The following is a 24417-nucleotide window of genomic DNA, read 5'->3' on the forward strand; positions in this document are numbered from 1 at the left end:
CTGGACACCACGATCGCCGCCGTCCGCCCCCGCGACGCCGCGGCCGAGCGGGCTGCCCGCGAGCGGCTGGACCTGATGACCAAGCCGCCGGGCTCGCTCGGCGTGCTGGAGGACGTCGCCGCGCAGCTGGCCGGCATCGCCGGCACCTGCCCGGCCCCGGTCCCCGCGCCGGCCGCCGTGGCCGTGTTCGCCGGCGACCACGGCGTGCACGCCCAGGGCGTCACCCACTGGCCGCAGGAGGTGACCGCGCAGATGGTCACCAACTTCGTCGCCGGCGGGGCGGTCGTGAACGCGTTCGCCGCGCAGCTGGGCGCGGACGTGGTGGTCGTGGACGTCGGGGTGGCGGCGCCGCTGGAGCCGGCGGACGGGCTGCTCGACCGCAAGGTCCGGCCCGGCACCGCCGACCTGGCGCTGGGCCCGGCGATGACGCTCGCCGAGGCGCGCCGGGCGGTCGAGGTGGGCATCGAGGTGGCGACGGATTTGGCCGCCGACCACGGTGTGCTGGTCACCGGCGACATGGGCATCACCAACACGACGGCGTCGGCCGCGCTGGTCTGCGCGTTCACCGGCGCTACCCCCGCCGAGGCGACCGGCCGCGGGACCGGCGTCGACGACCCGACCCTGGCCCGCAAGGTGGCCGTGGTCTCGCAGGCCGTGGCCCGGGTGCCGGCCCGCCCGGCGTCGCCGGAGGACGCGCTGGCCGCGCTGGCCGAGGTCGGCGGGCTCGAGCACGCGGCGCTGGCCGGTTTCGTGCTGGGCGCGGCCGCCGCGCGGACGCCGGTGCTCCTCGACGGCGTGATCGCCGGGTCGGCGGCGCTGGTCGCGGCCGCGCTGTGCCCGGCGGCCCTGGAGCACGCGCTCGCCGGGCACACCTCGGCCGAGCCGGGCCACGGGCTCGCGCTGCGCGCGCTGGGCCTGCGCCCGCTGCTGGGGCTGGACCTGCGACTGGGCGAGGGCACCGGCGCGCTGCTCGCGCTGCCGCTGGCGCAGTCGGCCGCCCGCGCGCTGCGCGACGTGGCCACCTTCGACTCGGCCGGCGTGACCGAGAAGGCCTGATGTCGGCGACGCCCGTGGACCCCGGGTCGGGGGTCGTCTACCCCGTCGGCCTGCGGCTGCTCGACCGCCGCGTGGTCGTCGTCGGCGGCGGCCAGGTGGCGCACCGGCGGGTGGCCGGGCTGCTGGAGGCGCGGGCGCTGGTCACCGTCGTCTCCCCCGAGGTGACCCCCGCGCTGGAGGCGCTGGTCGAGCCGGGCGCGCTGACCTGGGTGCGGCGCCGCTACGAGCCGGGCGACCTCGACGGCGCCTGGTACGCGGTGGCGGCGACCGACGACCCGGCGGTCAACGCGGCGGTGGCGGCGGAGGCCGAGGCGGCGCGGATCTTCTGCGCCCGCGCCGACGACCGGTCGGCGTCCTCGGTATGGACGCCCGCCGTGGGGCGGCAGGGCGACCTGGTCGTCGGCGTGCACGGCGGCGGCGACCCGCAGCGGGCGGTGGGCGTGCGCGACGCCGTCGTCGCCGGGCTCACCGACGGGTCCATCGCCGACCGCGCCGGCCGCTCCGGTCCGGACCGGCCCGGTGCGGTGGTGCTGGTCGGCGGCGGCCCGGGCGACCCGGGGCTAATCACGGTGCGCGGGCAGCAGGCGGTGTCGCAGGCCGACGTCGTCCTGGCCGACCACCTCGCGCCCCAGTCGCTGCTGGCCTCGCTGCCCCCGGAGGTCGAGGTCATCGACGCCTCGAAGCTGCCGCGCGGGCGCTCGATGGCGCAGGAGCAGATCAACGAGCTGCTCGTCGCCCACGCGCGGGCCGGCAAGCGCGTCGTCCGCCTCAAGGGCGGCGACCCGTTCGTCTTCGGGCGCGGCATGGAGGAGCTGGAGGCCTGCGTGGCCGCAGGCATCCCGGTCGAGGTCGTCCCGGGCGTGACCAGCGCGATCGGCGTGCCCGGGCTGGCCGGCATCCCGGTCACCCACCGCGGGCTGACCCACGAGTTCGTCGTCGTCTCGGGGCACGTACCGCCGGGTCACCCGCAGTCGCTGGTCGACTGGGCCGCGCTCGGCCGGCTGCGCGGCACGCTCGTGGTGCTCATGGGCGTCGACACCGCACCGGTGATCGCCGCGGCCCTGGTGGCGCACGGCCGGGCGCCGGAGACGCCCGTCGCCGTCGTCACCGACGGCTCGACGCCCACCCAGCGCGTCGTCCGCACCACCCTCGACGGGCTGGCGAAGACCATGGCCGAGGAGGGCGTCCGGCCACCGGCCGTGTGGGTGGTCGGCGACGTCGTCGCGCTTCCCGGGCGCTCGCTCGCCCCGGCGGACGACGCCGAGGACGAGGACTGACCTCACCCGCTTCACGCTGCGGTTCGCCTGGTGAGCCGTCGAGGAGGGCGGACTGGTCAGCTCGACGGCCTGCAGCGCGTCGCGCCGGACCCCGAGCCGTGTCAACAATCTGCCCGCATCTGTGGACAGGCGGCTGAGCTGGGGATTCAGGAGGCGACCCGGCCGGTCCGGCGGTAGACTTCGAACACCTGATCGAGCGGGTGGGGAGGTGTTCCGGTGGACGAGGTGGCCTCGGCGCTGGACGCGCTCGCCGGCGAGGATCTGCACGCGCTGCCCGCCGAGGACCTGCTGGAGCGCACCGCCGACCTGGTCACGCTGCGCAACCGGATCGACGCCGAACTGGCCCGCACCGTGCGGATCGCCGACGGCAAACAGGCCTTCGCCGGCGACGGCATGGCCACCGCCCAGGCCTGGCTGCGCGGGCACGGCCGGCTGGCCAGGGCCGCCGCCTCGCAGGTGGTGCGCAACGGCCGCGCCTTGGAGCTGCTGCCCGCGGTGGCGGCGGCGCACGCGGCCGGGGCGCTGACCGGCGACCAGGTGGCGGTGCTCGGGCAGCTCACCCAGCCCCGTCACCTGCGGCTGATCGCCGAGGCCGACGGCGACCTGGCCGGCATCGCCCAGCAGCTGGTGACCTTCGCGCTCGGCCACGCGCACGCCGAGCTCGACGACCTGGTGCACGCCTTCCTCGAGCGGCTCGACGCCGACGGGCCCGAACCCGATCCGACCGAGCAGCGGTCGCTGACCTTCACCCGGCGGGCGGACGGGCGGCTGTTCTTCCGCGGCGAGCTGGACGCGGTCGGCGGGGAGAGGTTCCAGGCCGCGATCATCGCGCTCGAGCAGGCCCACCGGCCGGCCGGCGATGAGCGGAGCCTGGCGCGGCGGCAGGCCGACGCCGCGGTGCAGCTGGCCGACCTCCACCTGGGCTGCGGCACGCTGCCGCTGCTGCGCACGGTCAAGCCGCAGGTCGCGGTCACCGTCCACCTCGCCGACCTGCTCGACCCGGCGACCGGCCGGGGCGCCGCCCGCACCGGGTTCGGCGCGGTCCTCTCCGCGGCGCGGGCCCGGTGGGCGGCCTGCGACGCCGACCTCACCCGGATCGTGCTCGGACCCCACGGGGAACCACTCGACCTGGGCCGCACCCGGCGCCTGGTCACCCCGGCGCTGCGCCAGGCGGTGATCGCCCGCGACACGACCTGCGTCTTCGCCGGCTGCGACGCCCCGCACTGGTGGTCGGAGGTGCACCACGTCGTCCACTGGGCACTGGGCGGCGAGACCAGCCTGGATAACTCCGGGCTGCTCTGCGAACGGCACCACACCCAGGTCCACCACGGCTTCCGCATCGAGCGGGACACCGCCGGCCGGTGGCACACCTACCGGCCCGACGGCACCGAGATCCTGGTGATCCGGCCACCCGCCGACGACCCCCACCTCGCCCGCGCCGGGTGAAGAACCCAGCAGTACTTGTACTACGGATGTAGCACTCCTACTATCTCTCGCATCCCGGCGCCCAGAGGAGTGCCCGATGGAGCCCGTGCGCACCGAGTCCCCCGGCCCAGCCGCGCCCGTCGAGCCCGACCCCGAGGCCGCCGTCTCGGTGCGCGGCCTGCGCATGCGCTACGGCGACCACGACGTGCTGGCCGGGGTGGACTTCGACGTCCGTCCGGGTGAGGTGGTCTGCCTCCTCGGGCCCAACGGCGCGGGCAAGACGACCACCATCGAGATCCTCGAGGGCTTCCGGCTGCGGTCGGCCGGCGAGGTCAGCGTGCTGGGGCAGGACCCGGCGCGTGGTGGCGACGCCTGGCGGTCGCGGGTGGGGATCGTGCTCCAGTCGTGGCGCGACCACGCCCGCTGGTCACCGCGGCGCCTGCTCACCTACCTCGCCGGCTACTTCGAGCCCTACGCCCGCCCCGACCACCCGGGGCCGTACGACGTGGACTGGCTGCTCGAGACGGTCGGGCTCACGACGCACGCCGACCGCAAGATCGTCACCCTCTCCGGCGGTCAGCGGCGACGGCTCGACGTCGCGGTCGGCATCATCGGCCGGCCCGACCTGCTCTTCCTCGACGAGCCGACGGCGGGCTTCGACCCGCAGGCGCGGCGCGACTTCCACGACCTCGTGCACCGGCTCTCCGACCTGGAGGGCACGAGCATCCTGCTGACCACGCACGACCTGGCCGAGGCCGAGCGGCTGGCCGACCGGATCCTCATCCTGGCCGGCGGGCGCATCGTCGCCGACGGCAGCGCCGACGCGCTCACCCGCCAGGTGGCCGGCCGCGCCGAGGTCCGCTGGGCTTGCGACGGCGAGCGGTTCGTGCACGCCACCGAGGACCCCACGCCGTTCGTCCGCAGGCTGTTCGAGCAGCACGGCGACGCGGTGGCCGACCTGGAGGTCCGCCGCGCCAGCCTGGAGGACACCTACCTGGCGCTGGTGCAGCGCCACGAGTCCGGCGACCGCAGCGCGGTCGAGCTGGCGGAGGTCGTGCGATGAACGCCACCCGGCACGCGATCGGCCGCGGCATCCGCCGCGGCTGGACGGAGTTCGTCCTCAGCATCCGCAGCCCGCAGGACCAGGGCTTCTACCTGTTCACCGCGCTGGCCACGCTGCTCTACCTCTGGATCAACCGCGACGACGAGGTCGCCGGCACCGACCTGCTCACCCCCACGGTCGCGTTGCCGAGCATCCTCGGTGCGCTCATCGCGTTCGGGGTCATCATCGGCCCGGCCTACGCGCTCGCCATGGAGCGCGAGGACGGCACGCTGCTGCGGCACAAGGCCATCCCCCACGGCATGCAGGGCTACGTCTCCGGGCAGCTCGTCTACCACTCACTGGGCGTCGTGCCGCAGATGCTCGTCATCCTCGTGCCGAGCGTCTTCCTCTTCGACGACGTCATGCAGAACGGCGCCACCGGCTGGCTCACCGTCGTGCTCGTCATCGTGCTCGGACTCCTGGCCACGCTGCCGCTCGGGATGATCCTCGGCTCGGTCGTGCCGAGCGTGCAGAAGGTCGGCACGTGGGGGATGCTCCCGGTCATCGTGATCACCGCGATCTCCGGGATCTTCGTCCCCATCCAGATCATGTGGGGCTGGGTCCAGGCGGTGGCGCAGTTCTTCCCCGTCTACTGGATCGGCCTGCTCATGCGCTCGGCGTTCCTCCCGCCCGAGGCGGCCGCCGCCGAGCTCGGTGGGGAGTGGCGCACGGGCACCGCGGTGCTCGTCCTCGTCGCGTGGGCCGTCGTGGGCCTGCTCGTCACCCCGGCGGTGCTCCGGCGCATGGCGCGCCGGCAGTCCGGCTCGTCGGTCGAGGCGGCCCGCGACGCCGCGCTGCAGTGGGTCCGGTGAACAGCGGCGACCGCAGCGGCGACGCCGTCTACAACCGCATCGCGCTGCTGCGCGCCGAGCGCGGGGTGACCCGGCGGGAGCTGGCGGACGCCCTCGGCGTCCACTACCAGACCGTCGGCTACCTCGAGCGCGGCGAGTACAACCCGAGCCTGCACCTGGCGCTGCGCATCGCCGAGTTCTTCGGCCTGCCGGTCGAGGTCGTCTTCTCGACGACGCCGTTCCCGCGGATCACCGACGCGGCGGGCAGCGAGACGGCCTGACCGTCAGATCACGGTCGCGAAGACGACCTCGTTCTCCTCGCTCGCCCCGGCGTCCTCGTCGAACTCCCCACCGCAGGTGACCAGGGCGACGTCGGCGTCGGCGGGGTGCCCGTTCAGCGCGTCGGCCAGCGCGGACGTCGACTTGTCCAGCCCGGTCAGCGGCTCCCCGAGCACGGCCAGCCGCAGCACGGCGCCGTCCCCGTCGACGAGCACGACCTCGTCCCCCGGCCGCAGGTCGGCGAGCCGGTCGAAGACGGCGCCCCCGCCGGCCTGCGCGTGTCCGAGGACCACCGCCATCTGCCCCGACCCCGGCGCCGGACCGTCCGACCACCACGACGTCGTCCACATCGAGTCGGGGACGTCGTAGCCCTCCACCGTCTGCCCCGTGAACGGGTTCTCGTACTCGACGGTGCCCCGGGACTCCACGGTGGTGTCCACGCCGATGGCCGGGATCTGCAGCCGCGCCGGCACGATCGGCCCGGCGGCGAGCGGCGCGTCCGCCGGCAGCGGCGCCAGCTCGGGCGCCGCTCCCGCCGCGGCCGGCGCCGCATCGGCCGGGGGCCGCGACGAGACGATCAGGACGAGCGCAGTCCCGACACCCAGGACGACGAGGAAGGCCGCGAGCGGCCGGACCAGGTCAGCCGCGCGCGCCCGAGCCACGGGTCCCCACCCGGTAGCCGGCCGCGCCGAGCCCGCTCAGCAGCACGATCCCGGCCAGCGCGGCCAGCGGCCCGCCGCGCTCCGCCTCGTCCCCGGTCCCGCCGGTCGGCGCGTAGCCGAGGTAGCTGACCGGCGCCGCGGCGACCGGTGCCGCGACCGGGGCGGCCGGCGCCTGCTCGTGCGGCTTCGCGGCCGGCGGCGCCGAGTGGCCGCCGTCCGCAGGCGGCGGGGTCCCGCCGCCGTGCGCCGGCGCGCACTGCTCCTGCAGCGTCGTCACGAGGTCCTGCAGCGCGGTGGCCAGGTCGTTCTCGGTGAGCGCCTCCGGGCCGAGCCCCGCGCCGCCGTTCTGGAGGGCACCGACGAGCTGGGTCAGCAGGTTCAGCAGGTCCTCCCCGCCGCCGGCGAGCGCCTCGCCGATGGCCTCGAAGTCCTCGTACACGCCGGTCACGCACTCCTCGGAGATGCCCAGCGGTGCCAGCAGCTCGGCCAGCTGCTCCGGCCCGAGCTCCGCCGGCGGCTCCGGCAGCGCCGGCGCCTCGTCCTCCGACCCGGTGCCGGGCAGCGGCAGCTGCGGCACGTCCTCGGGGCCGGGGAGCTGACCGCCCGGCGCGGAGCCGGTGCCGCCGGTCCCCCCGCCGCCGAGGGCGTCCCGGAGCGGGCCGGTGATGCCGCCGAGCGGGTCGCCGTTCCCCTCGTCCGCGGCGGCCGCACCGGGGACCAGGACGACGGCGGCGGCGAGGACGGCGGGCACGAGCACCCGGAGCGGCTTGCGGGACGAGCGCACGGACAACGGGAACCCCCTGGTGGCGCGGCGAGCAGCTGCTCGTTCTCCCGGCTCCAACGAGGGCGCCGCCGAGGGGTTACGGACCGGTCCGGCTCTCAGATGTTGGCGCCGTCGGGCGGCGGGCCGTCCGGGAGCGGCGCGGCGAACCCGCTGCCGTCCGGCGCCGGCGCCTCCATGCCGACCGTGTACGCGGTCATCGACAGCGACCCGTACGAGTAGCCGTCGACCAGCACCTCGGCCGGCGTGTGCGTCGCCCCGGCCACCCCCGCGATGTAGAGCAGGGGGATGAAGTGGTCAGGCGTGGGCACCGCCAGGTCGTAGTCGCGGTGCCCGTCGAGCCGGCCCACCTCCGTCGGGTCGCTGAGCATGAACTCCTTGGCCGAGCGGTCGAACCGCTGCGCCCAGTCGAAGCCCGCGTCGGGCATCGCGCGGCTCACCCCGCCGAGGTTGTGCACCACGTTGCCGCTGCCGACCACGAGGACGCCGTCCTCGCGCAGCGGCGCCAGCGCCGCCCCGAGCTGGAGGTGGTAGTCCGTCGACTTCAGCGCGTTGATCGACAGCTGGACGACGGGGATGTCGGCGTCGGGGAACGCGTGCACCAGCACCGACCAGGTGCCGTGGTCGATCCCCCAGCTGTCCAGGTCGGCGCCCACCCAGGTCGGGTGGACGATGTCGGCGACCTCCTCGTGGAGCGAGGGCAGGCCGGGCGGCTCGTAGCGGACGTCGAAGAGCTCCTTCGGGAAGCCGAAGAAGTCGTGGATGGTCCGCGGCCGCGGCATCGCCGTCACCGCGGTGGCGTGCACGTACCAGTGCGCCGAGATCACCAGGATCGCCCGTGGGCGCGGCACGCTCTCCCCGAAGGCCCGCCAGGCCTCGGTGTAGCGGTTCTTCTCCAGCGCGTTCATCGGGTTGCCGTGGCCGAAGAACGCGGCAGGCATGACGGTCATCGTCGCCCCTCCCCCAGGTTCCCCGTCTGCTCCCGTCCCGACGGATCATCACCCCCCGGCGGCCGGAATGCGAGACCGTGGAACGGAACGGTCCGATTCACCCCGCATTGCTCACGGGCGGCACCCGGCGCAGCAGCGGCGACAGCCACCGGGCGCCCGGACCCGCCGACGCCGCGACGTCGCCCGGGTTCGACAGGGCGCAGCGGCCCAGCGACAGGCAGCCGCAGCCGATGCAGGTGTCCAGCCCGTCGCGCAGCTGCACCAGCGCCGCGATCTGCTCGTCCAGCCGGTCCCGCCAGCCGCGGGACAGCCGGGCCCAGTCCTTCGCCGTCGGCGGCCGGTCCCCCGGCAGCGTGGCCAGCGCGTCGCGGATCTCCGACAGCGACAGCCCGACGTTCTGCGCCGCCCGCACGAACGCCAGGCGCCGCAGCACCGTGCGGGCGTAGCGGCGCGCGCCGCCGGCGGTGCGGGTCGAGGTGATCAGCCCCTGGTCCTCGTAGTAGCGCAGCGCCGAGGCCGCCACCCCCGACCGCGCCGACACCTGGCCGATCGTGAGCTGCTCCACGGCGCCCCCTTGACCTCAAGTGGACTTGAGATCAGACGGTACTCCCATGACCTCCACAGCAGTGCTCACCGGAGCCTCGCGCGGTCTCGGCCGCGCCCTGATGACCGCGCTCACCGACCGCGGCTGGCGGGTGGTCGTCGACGGCCGCGACGCCGACCGGCTCGCCGCCGCCGTCGCCGACCTCGCCCGGCCCGACCGCGTCACCGCCGTCCCCGGCGACGTCGCCGACCCGGCCCACCGGGCCGCGCTGGTGCGCGCCGCCGGCGACCGCATCGACCTGCTCGTCAACAACGCCAGCGACCTCGGCCCGAGCCCGCTGCCGCCGCTGGCCCGCCTGCGCACCGAGGACCTGCAGGCGGTCCTCGCCGTCAACACCCTCGCCCCGCTCGCGCTGGTCCAGCTGGCGCTGCCCGCCCTCGAGCGCGCCGGCGGCCGGGTGCTGAACGTCAGCTCCGACGCCGCCGTCGAGGCCTATCCGGGCTGGGGCGGCTACGGCGCCAGCAAGGCCGCCCTCGACCAGCTCTCCGCCGTCCTGGCCGTCGAGCACCCCGCGCTGCGCGTCTTCGCCGTCGACCCGGGCGACATGCGCACCGACATGCACCAGGCCGCCTTCCCCGGCGAGGACATCGGCGACCGGCCGGACCCGGCGTCGGTCGTCCCGGCGCTGCTGCGGCTGGCCGAGGACGACCTGCCCAGCGGCCGCTACCGCGCCGCCGAGCTGCTGCCGGCGGTGGCCCGGTGACCGCGACGTTCACGCTGCCCCGCGACGCCGAGGCGACCGCCCCGCCGGAGTGGTCCGGCACCCCGCGCGACGGGGTGCGCCTCATGGCCGTCCGCCCCGGCGGGATCACCTCCGGGGTCTTCCGCGACCTGCCCGACCTGCTGGAGCCGGGCGACCTGGTCGTGGTGAACACCTCGGCCACGCTCCCCGCCCGCCTGGCCGCCGCGCGGGCGGACGGCGTCGTCGTCCCGCTGCACGTCGCCGGCACGCTCGACGACGGCGACTGGGTGGTCGAGGTGCGGCGTCCGGACAACGGCGGGCCGGACCTGCGCGTCGAGCCGGGCACCGTGCTGGGGCTGCCCGGCGACGTCCGCCTGCACCTGCTGGCCGGCCACCCCGACCCCGCGCGACCCTCGCGGCTGTGGCGGGCGCGTCCGGAGCCGGCCGTCGCGGCGCGGCCGCTGCTCGAGCGGTACGGCGTCCCGATCCGCTACGGCTACCTCGCCGGCACCTACCCGCTCGAGGCCTACCAGACCGTCTACGCCACCGAGCCCGGCAGCGCCGAGATGGCCAGCGCCGGGCGCCCGTTCAGCGAGGCGGTGCTGGTGCGGCTGATGGCGCGCGGCGTCCCGGTCGTCCCGCTCCTCCTGCACGCCGGCGTCTCCAGCCCCGAGCTGCACGAGCCGCCGGTGGCCGAGCGGTTCGCCGTCCCCGAGGTCACCGCGCGACTGGTGACGAGCACCCGCCGCGCCGGGCACCGGGTGGTCGCCGTCGGCACGACGGTGACCCGCGCGCTGGAGACCGCCACCGACGACGACGGCGTCACCCGGCCGGCCGCCGGCTGGACCGACCTGGTGCTCGGCCCCGAGCGGCCGGCCCGCGCGGTGACCGGCCTGGTCACCGGGCTGCACGCCCCCGAGGCCAGCCACCTGCAGCTGCTCGAGGCGGTCGCCGGGCCGCAGCTGGTCGTGGCCGCCTACCGGGCCGCCGTGGCCGGGCACTACCTGTGGCACGAGTTCGGCGACTCGATGCTGTTCCTGCCCTGACCCCGGCATCCGCCATGCTGACGGGGATGAGCGCGAACGAGGGCATGGTCCAGGAGCGGCTGCGGCAGCTCGCCGAGGCCGTCGACCTGCCGGTGCCGCGGCTGGTGGTCGACGTGCCGCGGCAGCAGGAGCGGCCGCCGGTGGTCCGCGAGAAGGACGGCGAGCGGCGGGTCGTCGTGCCGCCGTCCCTGGTCACCGCCGAGCCGGCCCGCCAGCTGTGGCACCTGGCCGCCTGCCTCGGGCGCTGGACATCCCCGGTGCCGAAGCAGCGGCAGCGGATCGGCGGGGTCGTCGTGGGCGCGTCGCTGGTGCTCTACGTCGTCCTGCTGGTGCTCCTGGCCGCCAGCGTGCCGTGGATCTGGATCACCGTGGTCCTGGCCTACCCGATCGGCGCGTGGGCGCTGCGCTGGGAGCGGCAGGCCATGGACGACGCCGGGCGCCGGGTCCTGGCCGCGGCCGGGCACCCGCCGGCGGAGGTGGCGCGGGCCGCGTTCGGCGACGAGCCGGACCCGCCGTTCCTCAAGCGGATCCTGTCCGGCGAACCGGCGCCCAGCCGGCGGATCGCCGCCGCGGAGGCCGACGCGCGCTGACCGGTCACATCCGCTCGGCGGCGTCCTCGAGCAGGACCTGCCGCTCGGCCGGCGGCCGGTGCGGGCACGAAGCGCACATCGGCTCGTGCGGCACGCGGTAGAGCAGGCAGCACGACACCCGGCGGACGAACCGGGCGCCGCCGACGTCGACGTACCGGGGCACCGGCAGCGGGGGGCCGATCGCGCGGCCCAGGTGGACGGCCAGCGACGTCGCGGCGCCCACGTCGCCGACGGCGCGGCCCAGGGCCAGCAGCCGGTTGGCGATCGAGTCGGTCGCGATGGCCCACAGCGGCCGCTCCCGGAGACCGCCCGCGCTCGCCACCGCCGCGACCGCCTGGGCCAGCGCCGCCCGCAGCTCCTCCGCGACGTCGGTCGCCGGCGCCGCCGACACCGCGGCCACCGGGAGCCCGCCGGCGAGCAGGTGCAGCGTCGTCTCCTCGAGCCGCCCCGACAGCGGCCGGCCGGTGAGCAGCCCGGCCAGCGACGGTGTCAGCAGCACCGCCGAGGCCGAGTACCACCACACGGTGGCCAGCACCCGCGGGTCCGCCGTCCCCTGGGTGCGGGCGCGCCGGGCCAGCACCTCCGCCGTCCACGCGTCGTCGGCCAGCCGCGTGGCCGGCACCGCCGCCGCCCCGGGCGGTGCGACCAGGCCGAGCGCGGCCGCACCGGGCAGCCGGGCCGCGACGTCGGCCTGCGGAGGGGTCACGGCGTCCAGTCTCACCGCTGCCCCGGGCACCGGGAGGACGGACCCGGGCTCGGGGCAATACGGTGTGTTCCAGGTCATGTCGAGGGAGGAAGCATGAGCGAGACGAGCGAGGTGGCGACCCGGCGGTTCCCGCCGTCGGACGAGCTGGCCGCGCAGGCCAACGTGGGCCCGGAGGTCTACGACGAGGCGTCCCGCGACCGGCCGGCGTTCTGGGAGCAGCAGGCCCGCCGGCTCACCTGGGCCCAGGAGTGGGACCAGGTCCTCGACTGGAGCGACCCGCCGTTCGCGAAGTGGTTCGTCGGCGGGAAGCTCAACGTCGCCTACAACTGCCTCGACCGGCACGTCGAGGCCGGCCACGGCGACCAGGTCGCCTACCACTGGGAGGGCGAGCCGGGCGACACCCGCACCCTCACCTACGCCGAGCTCACCGCCGAGGTGTGCAAGGCCGCGAACGCGCTCACCGAGCTGGGCGTGCAGGCCGGCGACCGGGTCGCCATCTACATGCCGATGATCCCCGAGACGGTCATCGCGATGCTCGCCTGCGCCCGCATCGGCGCCGTCCACATGGTCGTCTTCGGCGGGTTCTCCGCCGACGCCCTGGCCAGCCGGATCACCGACGCCGGCGCCGTCCTGGTCATCACCGCCGACGGCGGCTACCGGCGCGGTGCGCCCAGCGCGCTCAAGCCCGCCGTCGACGACGCGGTGGGCCGGACCGAGGGCGTGCGCAACGTCCTGGTGGTCAAGCGCACCGGGCAGGACGTGGCGTGGGACGAGGGCCGCGACCTCTGGTGGGACGACGTCGTGGGCCGGCAGTCGAGCGAGCACACGCCCGAGGCGTTCGACGCCGAGCACCCGCTCTACATCATGTACACGTCGGGGACGACGGCGAAGCCGAAGGGCATCCTGCACACCTCCGGCGGCTACCTGACCCAGGTCGCCTACACGCACTGGGCGACGTTCGACCTCAAGCCCGACACCGACGTCTACTGGACCGCGGCCGACGTCGGCTGGGTCACCGGCCACAGCTACATCGTCTACGGGCCGCTGGCCAACCGGACGACGTCGGTCATGTACGAGGGGACGCCGGAGACCCCGCACCGCGGCCGCTGGTGGGAGATCGTCGACAAGTACAAGGTCTCGATCCTCTACACCGCCCCGACGGTCATCCGCACGTTCATGAAGTGGGGCGAGGACGTGCCCGGCGGCTTCGACCTGTCGACGCTGCGCGTCCTCGGCTCGGTCGGCGAGCCGATCAACCCCGAGGCGTGGCTCTGGTACCACGAGCACATCGGGCACGGCCGCTGCCCGATCGTCGACACCTGGTGGCAGACCGAGACCGGCGCGCACATGATCACGCCGCTGCCCGGGGTGACCAACCTCAAGCCCGGCTCGGCGCAGACGCCGTTCCCCGGCATCTCGGCCAAGGTCGTCGACGACGAGGGCAACGAGCTGCCCGACGACACCACCGGCCTGCTCGTGCTCACCGAGCCCTGGCCGTCGATGCTGCGCACGATCTGGGGCGACGACGAGCGGTACAAGGACACGTACTGGTCGCGGTTCCCGGGGATGTACTTCGCCGGCGACGGGGCCAAGAAGGACGCCGACGGCGACATCTGGCTGCTCGGCAGGGTCGACGACGTCATGAACGTGTCGGGGCACCGCATCTCCACCACGGAGGTCGAGTCGTCGCTCGTGGCGCACCCGGCGGTGGCCGAGGCCGCGGTCGTGGGCGCGAGCGACCCGACCACCGGGCAGGGCATCGTCGCGTTCGTGATCCTGCGCGGCAAGGCCGAGGACTCGGGCGAGGACCTGGTGCAGACGCTGCGCAGCCACGTCGCCCGCGACATCGGCCCGATCGCCAAGCCGCGGCAGATCATGGTCGTGCAGGAGCTGCCGAAGACCCGCTCGGGCAAGATCATGCGCCGCCTGCTGCGCGACGTGGCGGAGAACCGGCAGCTCGGTGACGTCACCACGCTCACCGACTCCTCGGTCATGGAGCTGATCAAGGAGAAGCTGCCCACATCGACGGAATGACCGGAGTGGATCCGTGCGGGTCACCCGCACGGATCCACTCCGGTCACCCGGCCGGAGGCCTCGCGAGCGCCGCCGCCGGGTATCCGGCACGATCATGACGACCGCACGCACGACCTCAGGAGGTGGCCCCGTGGCCCACAGCGCACAGACCAGCCGGGCCACCGGGTCCCACGAGCCCTCCGTCGGCGAGCTCGTGCAGAGCGCGATGACCGACATGTCCACGCTCGTGCGCAGCGAGATCGAGCTGGCCAAGGCCGAGATGAGCCGGTCGGCGAAGAAGGCCGGCATCGGCGCCGGCGCCTTCGGCGCGGCCGGCGTGGTGGTGGCCTTCTCGACGTTCTTCTTCGGGATCGCGTTCGCCGAGTTCCTCACCTGGCTGGGCCTGACCCGCTGGATCTCCTACCTGATCGTCTGGTTCCTGCTCGTCCTCATCGGCGCACTCGCCGCCCTGTTCGGCCGGCAGACGATCAAGAAGATCGAGAAGCCGGAGCGGACCATCGAGTCCCTGCGCGAGCTCCCGGAGGTCATGCACCGCGAGGAGCCGGGCCGCCGGCGCCGCGACCTCCCGGTCGTCGCGCACGGGCAGGTCACCCGCCGCGACCCGGACTCGTACCTGGTCTGACCGCCGCTCGGTGACCGCCCCGGACAGACCCGCCGACGAGGCGGCCCGGCCGGACGCCGTCAGCGTCCTGCTCCCCGGCCCCTGGACCCACCGCGACATCTCGGCCAACGGCGTGCGGCTGCACGCCGCCGAGGCCGGCGAGGGCCCGCTGGTCCTGCTGCTGCACGGGTTCCCGCAGTTCTGGTGGACGTGGCGGGCCCAGCTGACCGGCCTGGCCGGGGCGGGGTTCCGCGTCGTCGCGCCCGACCTGCGCGGCTACGGCGCCAGCGACAAGCCGCCGCGCGGCTACGACCTGCCGACCCTCGCCGCCGACGTCGCCGCGCTGGTCCGCGCGCTCGGCGAGCAGGACGCCGTCGTCGTCGGCCACGACTGGGGCGGCCTGCTCGGCTGGACGACGGCGGCGCTGCACCCCCGCAGCGTGCGCCGGCTGGTCGTGCTGTCGATGGCGCACCCGCGCCGGCTGCGGGCGGGGGTGACCGACGGGCCGCAGCGGCGGGCGCTGCGGCACGCGCTGCGCTTCCAGCTCCCCCGGCTGCCCGAGCGGCGGCTGACCCGTGCCGACGACGACCCGGTGGCCGAGCTCCTGCGCCGCTGGGCGGGGCCGGGCTGGACGTCGACCACCGACTTCGCCGAGGCCGTCGAGCGGTACCGGTCGGCGGCGCGCATCCCCCAGGCCGCGTACGGCGCGATGGAGTACTACCGCTGGGCCGGGCGCTCGCAGCTGCGGCCCGACGGCCTGCGCTACGCCCGCCGGATGGCCGCGCCGATCTCGGCGCCGACGCTGCAGCTGCACGGGGCGCTGGACCCGTACATCCTCCCGACCACCGCCGAGGGGTCCGGGCGCTACGTGGCCGGCGCCTACGAGTGGCGGGTGCTGCCCGGCCTCGGCCACTTCCTCCCCGAGGAGGCCCCGGACGAGATCACCGCGGCCGTCGCCCGATGGGCGAGCTAGCGCTATTCGCAGGGGCCGGTGTCGGCGCGGACCTGGGAGGTGGCGCCCTCGGTGGCCGCCTCGGAGATCTGGTCGATCGTCAGCGCGTACCCGGTGTCCGGGTCGGTGATCGCCGAGGCGAACACGACGCCCAGCACGCGGCCCTCGGTGTCGAACAGCGGCCCGCCGGAGTTGCCGGCCCGCACCTGCCCATGGAGCGCGTACACGTCGCGGACGACCGTGGTCGTGTTGCGGAAGTCGGGCCCGCTGATCTCCCCGCGGTCGCGCACGCGCGCGGGGCCGACGAACAGGTCGCCGCCGCCGGGGTAGCCCATGATGATCGCGTCGGCACCGGTGTCGAGCGCCTCGGGGGCGAAGCTCAGCGGCACCTGCGGCAGCTCGGGGACGGCCAGGACGGCGATGTCGGTGGCCTCGTCGACGTACACCGGGACGGCGTCGTACTCCTCGCCCTCGGCCTCGACCACCGGGTCGGTCACGCCGGCGAGCACGTGGGCGTTGGTCATCACCCGGCCCGCGGCGTAGACGAAGCCGGAGCCGTCGATCTGCCGGGAGCACGAGGGCGCGATGCCGCTGATCTTGACCACCGAGCCCTGCACCGCGGCCACGACGGGGCTGTTCTGCAGGTTCGGGTCGGGCGCGGGGACCTCGCGGGCCTCGGTGGGCGTGAGCGGGTCGAGGACGTCGGGCAGCCCCCGGCGCTCGATCGCCTCGCGCAGGTTGCCGTAGACGGAGCGGACGCTGTCGGGCACCGCCTCGTCGACCGCCTGCACCAGCGCCGACTGGCGCACCTGGCTGGCCACCTGCGGGAACGGCGAGCTCGCCAGGGGCGTCGCGACCATCCAGGCGACCAGCAGGACCGCGGCGGCCGACAGCACCGCACCGGCCACCGAGTCGACCATCTTGGCCGGCTCCCAGGTGACCCGCCGGCGCACCGCCCGGCCGACCGCGCCGGCCACGACCTGGCCCAGCAACGCCCCGGCCAGCACCACGACGAGCGCGACGAACACCCGGGTCACGCTGGAGTCGCTCATCCGGTCGGCGATCGGCCCGGAGAGCTGCGCCCCCAGCACCGCGCCGCCGAAGAAGCCCAGGAACGACGCCGCCGACACGATCAGGCCCTGCCGGAACCCGGAGAAGGCGAACAGCAGCGCCAGCGCGATGAGGATCAGGTCCACGAGCGACACCGCCTCACCCCGCCGCGACCGTCATGGTGCCGACCTGGCCGAGCTGGATGTGGAAGCTGCAGTCGAAGCCGTAGTCGCCGGGCGCGGTGACCTCGAACTCGATCGTCTCGCTCTGCCCCGGCGCGAGCAGCGGGATCTCCTCGTCCACCGGCTCCGGCGTCTCGCCGGGGGTGAAGCGGAAGTTGTGGGTCAGCTGCTCGGCGACGTTGACGACGGTCAGCCGCACCGGCCCGGGCTGCACCGTGAAGGTGTCGGGGGTGAACACGTAGTCGTCCTGCGTCTGGATGGTGACCTCCTGCACGCCCTCGGCGTCGGTGGTCACCTCCCCGAGCCCCTCGGCCGCGGACGACGGCGCGGCAGGCGTGCCGCCGCCGTCCCCGCCGCCGCACCCGGCCAGCACACCGGCCGCCAGCACCGCGAGAAGGACCCCCCTGCCCCCTGCCACTCGCACGCTCGCGGCGGGGCCCTGCAGGGGGGCCGTCCTGGCACATCGCGCGTTCATCGCGGGCCGACCGTACGCGTCGGAGGGCCGTCGGGTGGGGGATCGGCCACCGTCGGCGCGGCGTCGTCGTCGTCGAGCGAGCCGGGCAGCGCGGCCGCGCGCCTCGCCCCGGGCTCGGGCAGCGGGCGGACGTCGGACCGGTCCCACGGCCGGGCCAGACCGGCGGCGTCGAGGATCGCGTCGAGCAGCGCCGCGGTGAAGCCCCACACCACCATGTCGGCCACGCCGAACGCCGGGCCGACGAACCCCGAGGGGTGCGACACCCGGAACCGGTTGGCCGGGTCGACCAGGTCGGCCAGCGGGACGCGGGCGACGCGGGCCACCTCGAGCGGGTCGCCGACCGACACGTCGCCGGGCTCCTCCCACCAGCCCACCACCGGGACGACGAGGTTGTCCGACGGCATGAGGTAGAGCTCCTGCAGCGTGGCGAGCACGCGGACACCGGCCGGGTCGACGCCGGCCTCCTCCTGCGCCTCCCGCAGCGCGGTCTCGACCGGGTAGTCGTCGCCGGGGTCGGCCCCGCCGCCGGGGAACGCCGGCTGCCCGGCGTGCCGGCGCAGCGCGGCCGACTTCTCGATCAGCAGGACGTCGGGCCCGGCCGGCCCCTCGCCGAAGAGGATGAGCACCGCCGAGCGGCGGGCGGTCGCGCTCGCCCGCGGCGTGGCGTGCCGCAGCGGCAGGTCGATCGAGGCGTCGACGAGGCGCTGCAGGTACTCGGGGACGCCGTCGGTGCCGGCATCGCGCTCCCCGGGGGTCACAGCTGGACGCCCAGGTGCTCGGCGACCAGCGCGCGCAGCTCGTCGACGCTGCGGACCGGGCCGACCTGCGTGTGCGCGATCGCGCCGGAGGCGTCGAGGAAGTAGGTGTAGGGCAGCGCGTTGAGGCCGAGCTCGGTCATCAGCTCGCCCTCGCCGTCGAACGCGCCCGGGAAGCTCGCGCCGACGTCGGTGGCGAACGACTGCGCCTGCTCGGTGCCGTCCTTGCTGATCACCCCGACGACCGCGAGCTGCGTCCCGCCGGCGTCGGCGAGCTCCTGCATCAGCGGGAGCTCCTCGCGGCAGGGACCGCACCAGCTGGCCCAGAGGTTCACCACGGTGGGCACGCCCGGCGCCCGCCCCAGGTCGTAGGTGCCGCCGCCGAGGCAGCCGAACGCCAGCGCGGGCAGCACCGCGGCGCCCGAGGCGGGGGTGTCCGGCTGGGTCGGGCACGGCAGCAGCGGCGAGTAGGCGACGTCCGAGGGGTTGGTGCCGCGGGTGGCCAGCGGCGACTCCGGCTCGCTGTCGGTGCACCCGGCCAGGAGGCCAGTGAGGACGAGTGCCGCGAGCGCGGCGCGCGGAGCTCTCACTCGGTGTCCGATGCGGCCGGGGTCTTGACCAGCTTCAGCGCCACCTCCGGGTCGGTGGGGCCGATGCCGAACGAGGGGCACCACTGCGCGAGCCCGCAGGCGCCGCAGGCGGCCTTCTTGGCGTGGCAGACCCGGCGGCCGTGGAAGATCACCCGGTGGGAGAACATCGTCCACTCCCGCTTGGGGATCAGCTGGGCGATCTCGGCCTCGACCTTGACCGGGTCCTCCTCCGCCGTCCAGCCGAAGCGGCGGACCAGCCGCCCGAAGTGGGTGTCGACGGTCAGGCCGGGGACGTCGAAGGCGTTGCCGAGCACCACGTTGGCGGTCTTGCGGCCGACGCCGGGCAGCGTGACCAGGTCGGCCATGCGCCCGGGCACCTCGCCGTCGAACCGCTCGACCAGCGCCTGGGCCAGGCCCAGCACCGAGCCGGCCTTGGCGCGGAAGAAGCCGGTGGGCTTGAGGATGGTCTCGAGCTCCGTGCGGTCGGCGCCGGCCAGCGCGTACGCGTCGGGGTACTTCGCGAACAGCGTCGGGGTGACCTTGTTGACCATCTTGTCGGTGGTCTGCGCCGAGAGCACCGTGGCGACCAGCAGCTCGAAGGCGTTGGTGAAGTCCAACTCGCAGTGCGCGTCGGGGTGGATCACCGCGAGCTCGCGGGCCATCCGGCGGGCCCGCCGGGTGCGGGCCAGCGCGGTCTCCTGCTCGTCGAACGGCGACCCGCCCGGCAGCGCCCCGCGTGCCGGACGGCGGCCGGCGGCGGAGCGCCCGGTCAGCGGGCGGGCGTAGGCGGGCCGAGCGGTCGCGGGCGGGGACACGCGGTCGAGGGTATGCGGAGCGGCCGACATCGACCGGGCGTGCCATCATCGACGGCGCCACGTGACCGGGGACCGGCACCGTCCCAGGACTCACCCGTCCGCGCGTGGGTACCCCGACCCCGTGCAGAAGGGCCGAGGAGGTTCGCATGGTCGCCCTCATCGTCATCCTGTTCCCGCCGCTGCTGATCGCCTTCCTGCTGGTCATGGAGCGGGTCGAGGAGCCGCTGCGCCGTCCGGCGTCCGGCCGCGAGGTGGCCGAGTTCCTGTCCAGCGCCACCCCGGGTGAGGTGGACACGCTCACCACGTCGGGCGTCCGCCGGGCGCTCAGCCGCTGGCGCAACCGCAACCGCGGGCGGACCAGGCGCGCCCAGGAACCGCTGGTCTGACCTCCGTCGCCGTGCGCACGGTGTGAGCACGCCCACTCGCCCGTCCGGGGCATGACCGCCGTCTCGAACGGGTGACGATCAGCACAGCCGCCTAGACTCACCGGTCGGACACGGATGCCTACCGGGCGTCCGGCGCGAGACGTGCAGTGAGAGGACGTGCAGTGGACGACGTACTGGCCCAGTCCGGGCTCTTCCAGGGGCTTGCGGAAGAAGCCGTGGAGCCGGTGGTCAGCCGCCTCGAGACGATGACCCTCCCCCGCGGCCGGGTGGTCTTCAACGAGGGCGAGCCGGGGGACAGCCTGTACATCGTCCTCTCCGGCAAGATCAAGCTGTCGCGGCGCTCGCCCGACGGCCGCGAGAACGTGCTGGCCGTGATGGGTCCCTCCGACCAGTTCGGCGAGCTGTCGGTGTTCGACCCGGGTCCGCGCACCGCGACGGCGACCGCGGTGACCGACGTGAAGCTGGCCAAGATGCCGCAGTCGATGCTGCGCCCGTGGATCGAGGCGCACCCCGAGGTCGGCGAGCGGCTGCTGCACGTGCTGGCCCGCCGGCTGCGCCGCACCAACGACTCGGTGGCCGACCTGATCTTCACCGACGTCCCCGGCCGCGTCGCCAAGGCGCTGCTGCAGATGGCCGACCGCTTCGGCAGCCGCGACTCCGACGGCCTCCGGGTGCGCCACGACCTCACCCAGGAGGAGCTGGCCCAGCTGGTCGGCGCCTCCCGCGAGACGGTCAACAAGGCGCTGGCCGACTTCGTGCACCGCGGCTGGATCCAGCTGCAGGGCAAGTCGGTCGTCGTCCTCGACGAGGAGCGCCTCCGCCGCCGCGCCCGCTGACAGCGGCCCCGCTGCAGGGCCCCGCCGCGAGCTTGCGAGTGGTGGGGGGCAGCGGGGTCCTTCTACTACGACGGGAGCGGGACCACCAGGCGCACCCGGGTGCCGTCGGGGAGCACGGCCCAGCGGCCGTCGGGCGTCTCCTCGAAGGTGGGGCTGATCGGCTGCAGCGGCTCCGGTGGCGAGCCGGCCAGCGCGGCGGCCACGTCGGCGAACGGCTGCAGCTGGCCGAGCGTGTGCTGGGTCGGCGGGAGCATCGGCCGCCCGCCGGTCTCCGCCTCGGCCAGGGCCGCCGCCGGGGTCAGCCAGCTCGCCTCGTCCGCCTCCCCGGAGACGTGCCGGGCCTCCTGCCCCACCGGCAGGGCGGCGGCGAAGAACTTCGTGTCGTAGCGCCGCGGCTCCACCGGCGGGGTGATCCAGTGGGCGAAGGGCCGCAGCAGGTCCGAGCGCAGCGCGAGCCCGCGGCCGGCCAGCAGCTCGGCCAGCGACAGCTCGCGGGACAGCAGGGCCTGCCGCTGGTCCTCCCAGTCGTCGCCGGAGACGTCCAGGACGACGTCGCCGCCGTCGGCGGGGCCGGCGAGCAGCACGCCGGCCTCCTCGAAGGTCTCCCGGACCGCGGCGCAGACCAGCTCGCGCGCCGTCCGCTCGTCGCAGCCGAACGCGGCGGCCCAGTCGGCCGGGGCGGGCCCGACCCAGGCGACGTCCACGTCGCCGTCCCGGGGGTCGACCCCGCCACCGGGGTAGGCGGTCATCCCGCCGGCGAACGGCATGCCCCGCGTGCGGCGGAGCAGGTACACCTCGAGCCCGTCGGCACCGTCGCGCAGCAGCAGGACGGTGGCCGCCTGCCTCGGCTCGGCCGGGGTCATCCCCTCAGCTCGACGGTCAGCTCGACCTCGACCGGCGCGTTCATCGGCAGCTCGGCGACGCCGACGGCGCTGCGGGCGTGCTGCCCCGCCGGGCCGAAGATCTTGCCGAGCAGCTCGCTGGCGCCGTTGACGACCCGCGGCTGCCCGCTGAAGCCCTCGGCGCTGGCCACGTAGCCGACCACCCGGACGACGCGGGCGATCGAGTCCAGCCCGACCAGCTCGTCGATCGCGGCCAGCGCGTTGAGCGCGCAGAGCTTGGCGTCGGCCGCGGCCTCCTCGACCTCGACCGAGCCGCCGACCTTGCCGGAGCGGCGCAGCCCGCCGTCGATGAAGGGCAGCTGACCGCTGGTGAACACCAGCGAGCCGCTGCGCACGGCCGGCACGTAGGAGGCGACCGGGGCGGCCACCGGGGGCAGGCGGATGCCGAGCTCGGCGAGCCGGGCGTGCCAGCTCGGCGCGGCGTCCGCGGACGTGGGGGCGGTCATGGGAGTCCTCAGTCGGAGGGGCGCTTGAGGTAGGCGACGAGCTGCTCCGCCCCGCCGGGACCGGGGAGCACGGTGACCAGCTCCCAGCCGTCGACGCCCCAGGAGTCGAGGATCGCCTTGGTGTTGTGGATCAGCAGCGGGATGGTGGCGTACTCCCACTTGCGGCGAACCGGTTCGCTCATGCAGGGGACGCTAGCGCCTCCCGGGACGGGCCCCGCACAGACGGTCCTCCTACGCTGAGCACCGTGAGCCCCGAGCCCCTGCCCGTGCGCTGCCACGTGGTGACCGGCAAGGGCGGGACCGGGAAGACCACCGTCGCCGCCGCCCTGGCCCTGGCGCTGGCCGCCGACGGCCGCACCGTCCTGCTCGTCGAGACCGAGGGCCGGCAGGGCATCGCCCAGCTGTTCGACACCCCGCCGCTGCCCTACGAGGAGCGGCGGGTGGCCGTCACGCGCGGCGGCGGGGAGGTCAAGGCCCTCGCCATCGACGTCGAGGAGGCGCTGCTCGAGTACCTCGACCTCTTCTACAACCTGCGCCGGGCCGGCCGCGCGCTGCGCAAGATGGGCGCCATCGACTTCGCCACCGCCATCGCGCCGGGCCTGCGCGACGTGCTCATCACCGGCAAGGTCAAGGAGGCGGTGACCCGCCGGCACGACGGCAAGCGGGTCTACGACGCCGTCGTCGTCGACGCGCCGCCGACCGGCCGCATCACCCGCTTCCTCAACGTCACCGGCGAGATGGGCCAGCTGGCCCGCTCCGGCCCGATCAAGACCCAGAGCGACGGCGTCATGGCGGTGCTGAAGTCCCCGCAGACGGCGGTGCACCTGGTCACCCTGCTCGAGGACATGCCGGTGCAGGAGACCGCCGACGCCATCGCGGAGCTGACCGCCGTCGGCCTGCCGGTGGGCTCGGTGGTCGTCAACATGGCCACCGAGCCGGCGCTGCCGCCGTCCAGCCTGGCCCGGGCGGCGGAGGGGCGGCTGACCGGCGCCGAGCTGGTGCCCGCCCTCGAGTCGGCGCACCTGCCGGCCTCGCTGGCCGCGCCGCTGGCCGCCGAGGCGGTCGAGCACGCCCAGCGGTGGGCCGCCCAGGACGCCCTGCGCGGCGACGTCCTCGCGCTCGGCCGGCCCACCGTCGAGCTCCCGCTGCTCGTCGGGCCCGTCGACCTGGGTTGCCTGTTCGAGCTGGCCGGCCGGCTGGAGGAGCACCTGAGCCCCGAGGTCGCCGCGTGACGGGCTCGGTCGTCCGGGTCGCCCCGCCGATGGACCTCGCCGCCCTCATCCGGTCGCCGGAGACCCGCATCGTCGTCTGCTGCGGCGCCGGCGGCGTGGGCAAGACGACGACGTCGGCGGCGCTGGCGCTCGCCGCGGCCGAGGCCGGCCGCCGGGTCGTCGTCCTCACCATCGACCCCGCCCGGCGGCTGGCGCAGTCGCTCGGGCTGGTGGAGCTCGACAACGAGCCGCGCAAGGTGGACGTCGGGGCCGACGGCGAGCTGCACGCCATGATGCTGGACATGAAGCGGACGTTCGACGACGTCGTGTCCGCGCACACCAGCCCCGACCGGGCCCAGCAGATCTTCGAGAACCCCTTCTACCAGGCGCTGTCCTCGTCCTTCGCCGGGACGCAGGAGTACATGGCCATGGAGAAGCTGGGCCAGCTGCGCGCCACCGACCAGTGGGACCTCATCGTCGTCGACACCCCGCCGTCGCGATCGGCGCTGGACTTCCTCGACGCCCCCAACCGGATGAGCCGCTTCCTCGACGGCACGATGATCCGGCTGCTCACCGCCCCGGCCCGGGCCGGCGGGCGGGTGGGCATGCGGGTGGTCGGTGCCGGCTTCAGCGTGTTCAGCCGGATCATCTCCAAGATCCTCGGCGGCCAGCTGCTGCGCGACATCTCCGCGTTCGTCTCGGCGCTGGACACCATGTTCGGCGGCTTCCGGGAACGGGCCACCGCCACCTACGAGATGCTGCGGATGCCGGGGACGTCGTTCGTCGTCGTCGCCACCCCCGAGCCCGACGCGCTGCGGGAGGCGTCCTACTTCGTCGACCGGCTCTCCGCCGAGGGCATGCCGCTGGCCGGCCTGGTGCTCAACCGCACCCACCCGCCGGCGACCACCGCGCTGTCGGCGACCCGCGCCGAGGGCGCGGCCGAGGAGGTGCTCGAGGCCGGCGGCAAGGGCTCGCAGGTCGCGGCCGGCGCGCTGCGGGTGCACGCCGAGCGGATGACCCTGGCCACGCGCGAGCAGCGGCTGGCCGACCGGTTCACCAGCGCCCACCCGCAGGTCGCCGTCCGCACCGTCCCGGCCGCCGCCGGCGACGTCCACGACCTGGACGGGTTGCGCGGCATGGGAGCGGAACTGATCGGTCCGGACGACGGCACCCCGACCGGCACGCCGCGCACGCGGATCCTCCCCGCGCGCCGTCCCTGAGCCCGACGGCC

The 24417-nt window shown here is 75.3% G+C and carries 29 protein-coding genes; 16 read left to right on the top strand and 13 right to left on the bottom strand.

Features of this window, described 5'->3' with window-relative positions:
• Nucleotides 1–12 precede the first annotated feature (12 nt).
• From cobT to ACI797_RS00715, 6 genes are all read left to right on the top strand, one after another.
• Nucleotides 13–1056, top strand: coding sequence for a nicotinate-nucleotide--dimethylbenzimidazole phosphoribosyltransferase (cobT, locus tag ACI797_RS00690; RefSeq protein ID WP_456856529.1), 1044 nt, complete (start codon nt 13–15; stop codon nt 1054–1056).
• On the top strand, nt 1056–2333 hold the full coding sequence (gene cobA / locus ACI797_RS00695) for a uroporphyrinogen-III C-methyltransferase (RefSeq protein WP_456856195.1): 1278 nt from the start codon (nt 1056–1058) through the stop codon (nt 2331–2333). Before cobT ends, cobA begins: the two co-directional genes overlap by 1 nt.
• 216 nt (nt 2334–2549) lie before the next feature.
• Nucleotides 2550–3779, top strand: a complete 1230-nt coding sequence (locus tag ACI797_RS00700) for a DUF222 domain-containing protein (RefSeq protein WP_456856197.1) — start codon at nt 2550–2552, stop codon at nt 3777–3779.
• 76 nt (nt 3780–3855) lie between these two features.
• A complete protein-coding gene (locus ACI797_RS00705) occupies nt 3856–4821 on the top strand; it encodes an ABC transporter ATP-binding protein (RefSeq protein WP_456856199.1) in 966 nt (321 codons plus the stop codon).
• Nucleotides 4818–5672 carry an ABC transporter permease gene (locus ACI797_RS00710; protein WP_456856201.1) on the top strand — a complete coding sequence of 285 codons (855 nt, stop codon included), beginning with the start codon at nt 4818–4820 and terminating at the stop codon, nt 5670–5672. The genes ACI797_RS00705 and ACI797_RS00710 overlap by 4 nt, the downstream gene beginning before the upstream one ends.
• Nucleotides 5669–5932, top strand: a complete 264-nt coding sequence (locus tag ACI797_RS00715) for a helix-turn-helix transcriptional regulator (protein WP_456856203.1) — start codon at nt 5669–5671, stop codon at nt 5930–5932. The genes ACI797_RS00710 and ACI797_RS00715 overlap by 4 nt, the downstream gene beginning before the upstream one ends.
• A 3-nt stretch (nt 5933–5935) precedes the next feature.
• Here the strand turns inward: ACI797_RS00715 and ACI797_RS00720 are convergent, their stop codons facing one another.
• The 4 genes from ACI797_RS00720 to soxR all read right to left on the bottom strand — a co-directional run bounded on the left by ACI797_RS00720 (nt 5936) and on the right by soxR (nt 8888).
• Complete coding sequence (locus tag ACI797_RS00720) at nt 5936–6592, bottom strand: class F sortase (protein WP_456856205.1); 657 nt, start codon at nt 6590–6592, stop codon at nt 5936–5938.
• Nucleotides 6570–7376 carry a hypothetical protein gene (locus ACI797_RS00725; protein WP_456856207.1) on the bottom strand — a complete coding sequence of 269 codons (807 nt, stop codon included), beginning with the start codon at nt 7374–7376 and terminating at the stop codon, nt 6570–6572. Before ACI797_RS00725 ends, ACI797_RS00720 begins: the two co-directional genes overlap by 23 nt.
• Nucleotides 7377–7471: 95 nt before the next feature.
• Entirely contained in the window at nt 7472–8323 is an 852-nt protein-coding gene (ygiD, locus tag ACI797_RS00730) for a 4,5-DOPA-extradiol-dioxygenase (RefSeq protein ID WP_456856209.1), read from the bottom strand.
• A 97-nt stretch (nt 8324–8420) separates the two neighbouring features.
• Nucleotides 8421–8888: a redox-sensitive transcriptional activator SoxR gene (gene soxR / locus ACI797_RS00735; protein ID WP_456856211.1), complete on the bottom strand. Its 468-nt coding sequence runs from the start codon at nt 8886–8888 to the stop codon at nt 8421–8423.
• Nucleotides 8889–8934: 46 nt separating this feature from the next.
• On the opposite strand from soxR, the gene ACI797_RS00740 reads away from it, so the two are divergent.
• From ACI797_RS00740 to ACI797_RS00750, 3 genes are read left to right on the top strand one after another with little or no spacing between them, the layout of a single operon-like run.
• Nucleotides 8935–9630, top strand: coding sequence for an SDR family NAD(P)-dependent oxidoreductase (locus tag ACI797_RS00740; RefSeq protein ID WP_456856213.1), 696 nt, complete (start codon nt 8935–8937; stop codon nt 9628–9630).
• Nucleotides 9627–10655 (top strand): S-adenosylmethionine:tRNA ribosyltransferase-isomerase, encoded by a 1029-nt coding sequence (locus ACI797_RS00745; protein ID WP_456856215.1) that lies wholly within the window; start codon nt 9627–9629, stop codon nt 10653–10655. The genes ACI797_RS00740 and ACI797_RS00745 overlap by 4 nt, the downstream gene beginning before the upstream one ends.
• A gap of 26 nt (nt 10656–10681) precedes the next feature.
• Nucleotides 10682–11245 (top strand): hypothetical protein, encoded by a 564-nt coding sequence (locus ACI797_RS00750; protein ID WP_456537889.1) that lies wholly within the window; start codon nt 10682–10684, stop codon nt 11243–11245.
• Nucleotides 11246–11249: 4 nt separating this feature from the next.
• Here the strand turns inward: ACI797_RS00750 and ACI797_RS00755 are convergent, their stop codons facing one another.
• On the bottom strand, nt 11250–11951 hold the full coding sequence (locus tag ACI797_RS00755) for a (2Fe-2S)-binding protein (RefSeq protein WP_456856217.1): 702 nt from the start codon (nt 11949–11951) through the stop codon (nt 11250–11252).
• A gap of 93 nt (nt 11952–12044) precedes the next feature.
• Here ACI797_RS00755 and acs point away from each other — a divergent pair, with 93 nt between their 5' ends.
• From acs to ACI797_RS00770, 3 genes are all read left to right on the top strand, one after another.
• Nucleotides 12045–13985 (top strand): acetate--CoA ligase, encoded by a 1941-nt coding sequence (gene acs, locus ACI797_RS00760; RefSeq protein WP_456856219.1) that lies wholly within the window; start codon nt 12045–12047, stop codon nt 13983–13985.
• 130 nt (nt 13986–14115) lie between these two features.
• Nucleotides 14116–14607 carry a phage holin family protein gene (locus tag ACI797_RS00765; protein ID WP_456856221.1) on the top strand — a complete coding sequence of 164 codons (492 nt, stop codon included), beginning with the start codon at nt 14116–14118 and terminating at the stop codon, nt 14605–14607.
• Between the two features lie 10 nt (nt 14608–14617).
• Complete coding sequence (locus ACI797_RS00770) at nt 14618–15559, top strand: alpha/beta fold hydrolase (RefSeq protein WP_456856223.1); 942 nt, start codon at nt 14618–14620, stop codon at nt 15557–15559.
• 2 nt (nt 15560–15561) lie between these two features.
• Here ACI797_RS00770 and ACI797_RS00775 read toward each other — a convergent pair whose 3' ends face one another.
• The 5 genes from ACI797_RS00775 to nth all read right to left on the bottom strand — a co-directional run bounded on the left by ACI797_RS00775 (nt 15562) and on the right by nth (nt 19405).
• On the bottom strand, nt 15562–16743 hold the full coding sequence (locus ACI797_RS00775; RefSeq protein ID WP_456856225.1) for a MarP family serine protease: 1182 nt from the start codon (nt 16741–16743) through the stop codon (nt 15562–15564).
• Between the two features lie 4 nt (nt 16744–16747).
• The gene (locus tag ACI797_RS00780) at nt 16748–17158 is read right to left on the bottom strand and encodes a plastocyanin/azurin family copper-binding protein (RefSeq protein WP_456856227.1); all 411 of its coding nucleotides are present in this window, start codon (nt 17156–17158) and stop codon (nt 16748–16750) included.
• Nucleotides 17159–17241: 83 nt separating this feature from the next.
• On the bottom strand, nt 17242–18003 hold the full coding sequence (locus ACI797_RS00785; protein WP_456856229.1) for an NUDIX hydrolase: 762 nt from the start codon (nt 18001–18003) through the stop codon (nt 17242–17244).
• Nucleotides 18000–18590 (bottom strand): TlpA family protein disulfide reductase, encoded by a 591-nt coding sequence (locus ACI797_RS00790; RefSeq protein ID WP_456856231.1) that lies wholly within the window; start codon nt 18588–18590, stop codon nt 18000–18002. The genes ACI797_RS00785 and ACI797_RS00790 overlap by 4 nt, the downstream gene beginning before the upstream one ends.
• Nucleotides 18587–19405: an endonuclease III gene (gene nth / locus ACI797_RS00795; protein ID WP_456856232.1), complete on the bottom strand. Its 819-nt coding sequence runs from the start codon at nt 19403–19405 to the stop codon at nt 18587–18589. Before nth ends, ACI797_RS00790 begins: the two co-directional genes overlap by 4 nt.
• Nucleotides 19406–19551: 146 nt before the next feature.
• Here nth and ACI797_RS00800 point away from each other — a divergent pair, with 146 nt between their 5' ends.
• Both ACI797_RS00800 and ACI797_RS00805 read left to right on the top strand, forming a co-directional pair.
• Complete coding sequence (locus ACI797_RS00800) at nt 19552–19791, top strand: hypothetical protein (protein ID WP_456856235.1); 240 nt, start codon at nt 19552–19554, stop codon at nt 19789–19791.
• Nucleotides 19792–19952: 161 nt separating this feature from the next.
• On the top strand, nt 19953–20627 hold the full coding sequence (locus ACI797_RS00805) for a Crp/Fnr family transcriptional regulator (protein ID WP_456856237.1): 675 nt from the start codon (nt 19953–19955) through the stop codon (nt 20625–20627).
• A 65-nt stretch (nt 20628–20692) separates the two neighbouring features.
• Here ACI797_RS00805 and ACI797_RS00810 read toward each other — a convergent pair whose 3' ends face one another.
• Genes ACI797_RS00810 through ACI797_RS00820 form a run of 3 tightly spaced genes read right to left on the bottom strand, consistent with a single transcriptional unit; the run spans nt 20693 to nt 22157 of the window.
• Nucleotides 20693–21490 (bottom strand): NUDIX hydrolase, encoded by a 798-nt coding sequence (locus ACI797_RS00810; RefSeq protein ID WP_456856239.1) that lies wholly within the window; start codon nt 21488–21490, stop codon nt 20693–20695.
• Nucleotides 21487–21975 carry a RidA family protein gene (locus ACI797_RS00815; protein ID WP_456856241.1) on the bottom strand — a complete coding sequence of 163 codons (489 nt, stop codon included), beginning with the start codon at nt 21973–21975 and terminating at the stop codon, nt 21487–21489. The genes ACI797_RS00810 and ACI797_RS00815 overlap by 4 nt, the downstream gene beginning before the upstream one ends.
• 8 nt (nt 21976–21983) lie before the next feature.
• Nucleotides 21984–22157, bottom strand: coding sequence for a hypothetical protein (locus ACI797_RS00820; protein WP_456537875.1), 174 nt, complete (start codon nt 22155–22157; stop codon nt 21984–21986).
• 63 nt (nt 22158–22220) lie between these two features.
• Between ACI797_RS00820 and ACI797_RS00825 the strand changes: the two genes are divergently transcribed.
• Both ACI797_RS00825 and ACI797_RS00830 read left to right on the top strand, forming a co-directional pair.
• Nucleotides 22221–23207, top strand: coding sequence for an ArsA-related P-loop ATPase (locus ACI797_RS00825; RefSeq protein WP_456856243.1), 987 nt, complete (start codon nt 22221–22223; stop codon nt 23205–23207).
• The gene (locus ACI797_RS00830; protein ID WP_456856245.1) at nt 23204–24406 is read left to right on the top strand and encodes an ArsA family ATPase; all 1203 of its coding nucleotides are present in this window, start codon (nt 23204–23206) and stop codon (nt 24404–24406) included. Before ACI797_RS00825 ends, ACI797_RS00830 begins: the two co-directional genes overlap by 4 nt.
• Nucleotides 24407–24417 lie beyond the last annotated feature (11 nt).

It is taken from the genome of Geodermatophilus sp. SYSU D00691, from assembly GCF_054050275.1.

Coding starts and splice junctions, on each gene's coding strand:
- ACI797_RS00810 (WP_456856239.1), bottom strand. CDS start 21,490: ATGACCCCGGCCGAGCCGAGGCAGGCGGCCACCGTCCTGCTGCTGCGC.
- ACI797_RS00750 (WP_456537889.1), top strand. CDS start 10,682: ATGAGCGCGAACGAGGGCATGGTCCAGGAGCGGCTGCGGCAGCTCGCC.
- cobA (WP_456856195.1), top strand. CDS start 1,056: ATGTCGGCGACGCCCGTGGACCCCGGGTCGGGGGTCGTCTACCCCGTC.
- ACI797_RS00800 (WP_456856235.1), top strand. CDS start 19,552: ATGGTCGCCCTCATCGTCATCCTGTTCCCGCCGCTGCTGATCGCCTTC.
- ACI797_RS00710 (WP_456856201.1), top strand. CDS start 4,818: ATGAACGCCACCCGGCACGCGATCGGCCGCGGCATCCGCCGCGGCTGG.
- ygiD (WP_456856209.1), bottom strand. CDS start 8,323: ATGACCGTCATGCCTGCCGCGTTCTTCGGCCACGGCAACCCGATGAAC.
- ACI797_RS00820 (WP_456537875.1), bottom strand. CDS start 22,157: ATGAGCGAACCGGTTCGCCGCAAGTGGGAGTACGCCACCATCCCGCTG.
- ACI797_RS00740 (WP_456856213.1), top strand. CDS start 8,935: ATGACCTCCACAGCAGTGCTCACCGGAGCCTCGCGCGGTCTCGGCCGC.
- ACI797_RS00705 (WP_456856199.1), top strand. CDS start 3,856: ATGGAGCCCGTGCGCACCGAGTCCCCCGGCCCAGCCGCGCCCGTCGAG.
- acs (WP_456856219.1), top strand. CDS start 12,045: ATGAGCGAGACGAGCGAGGTGGCGACCCGGCGGTTCCCGCCGTCGGAC.
- ACI797_RS00815 (WP_456856241.1), bottom strand. CDS start 21,975: ATGACCGCCCCCACGTCCGCGGACGCCGCGCCGAGCTGGCACGCCCGG.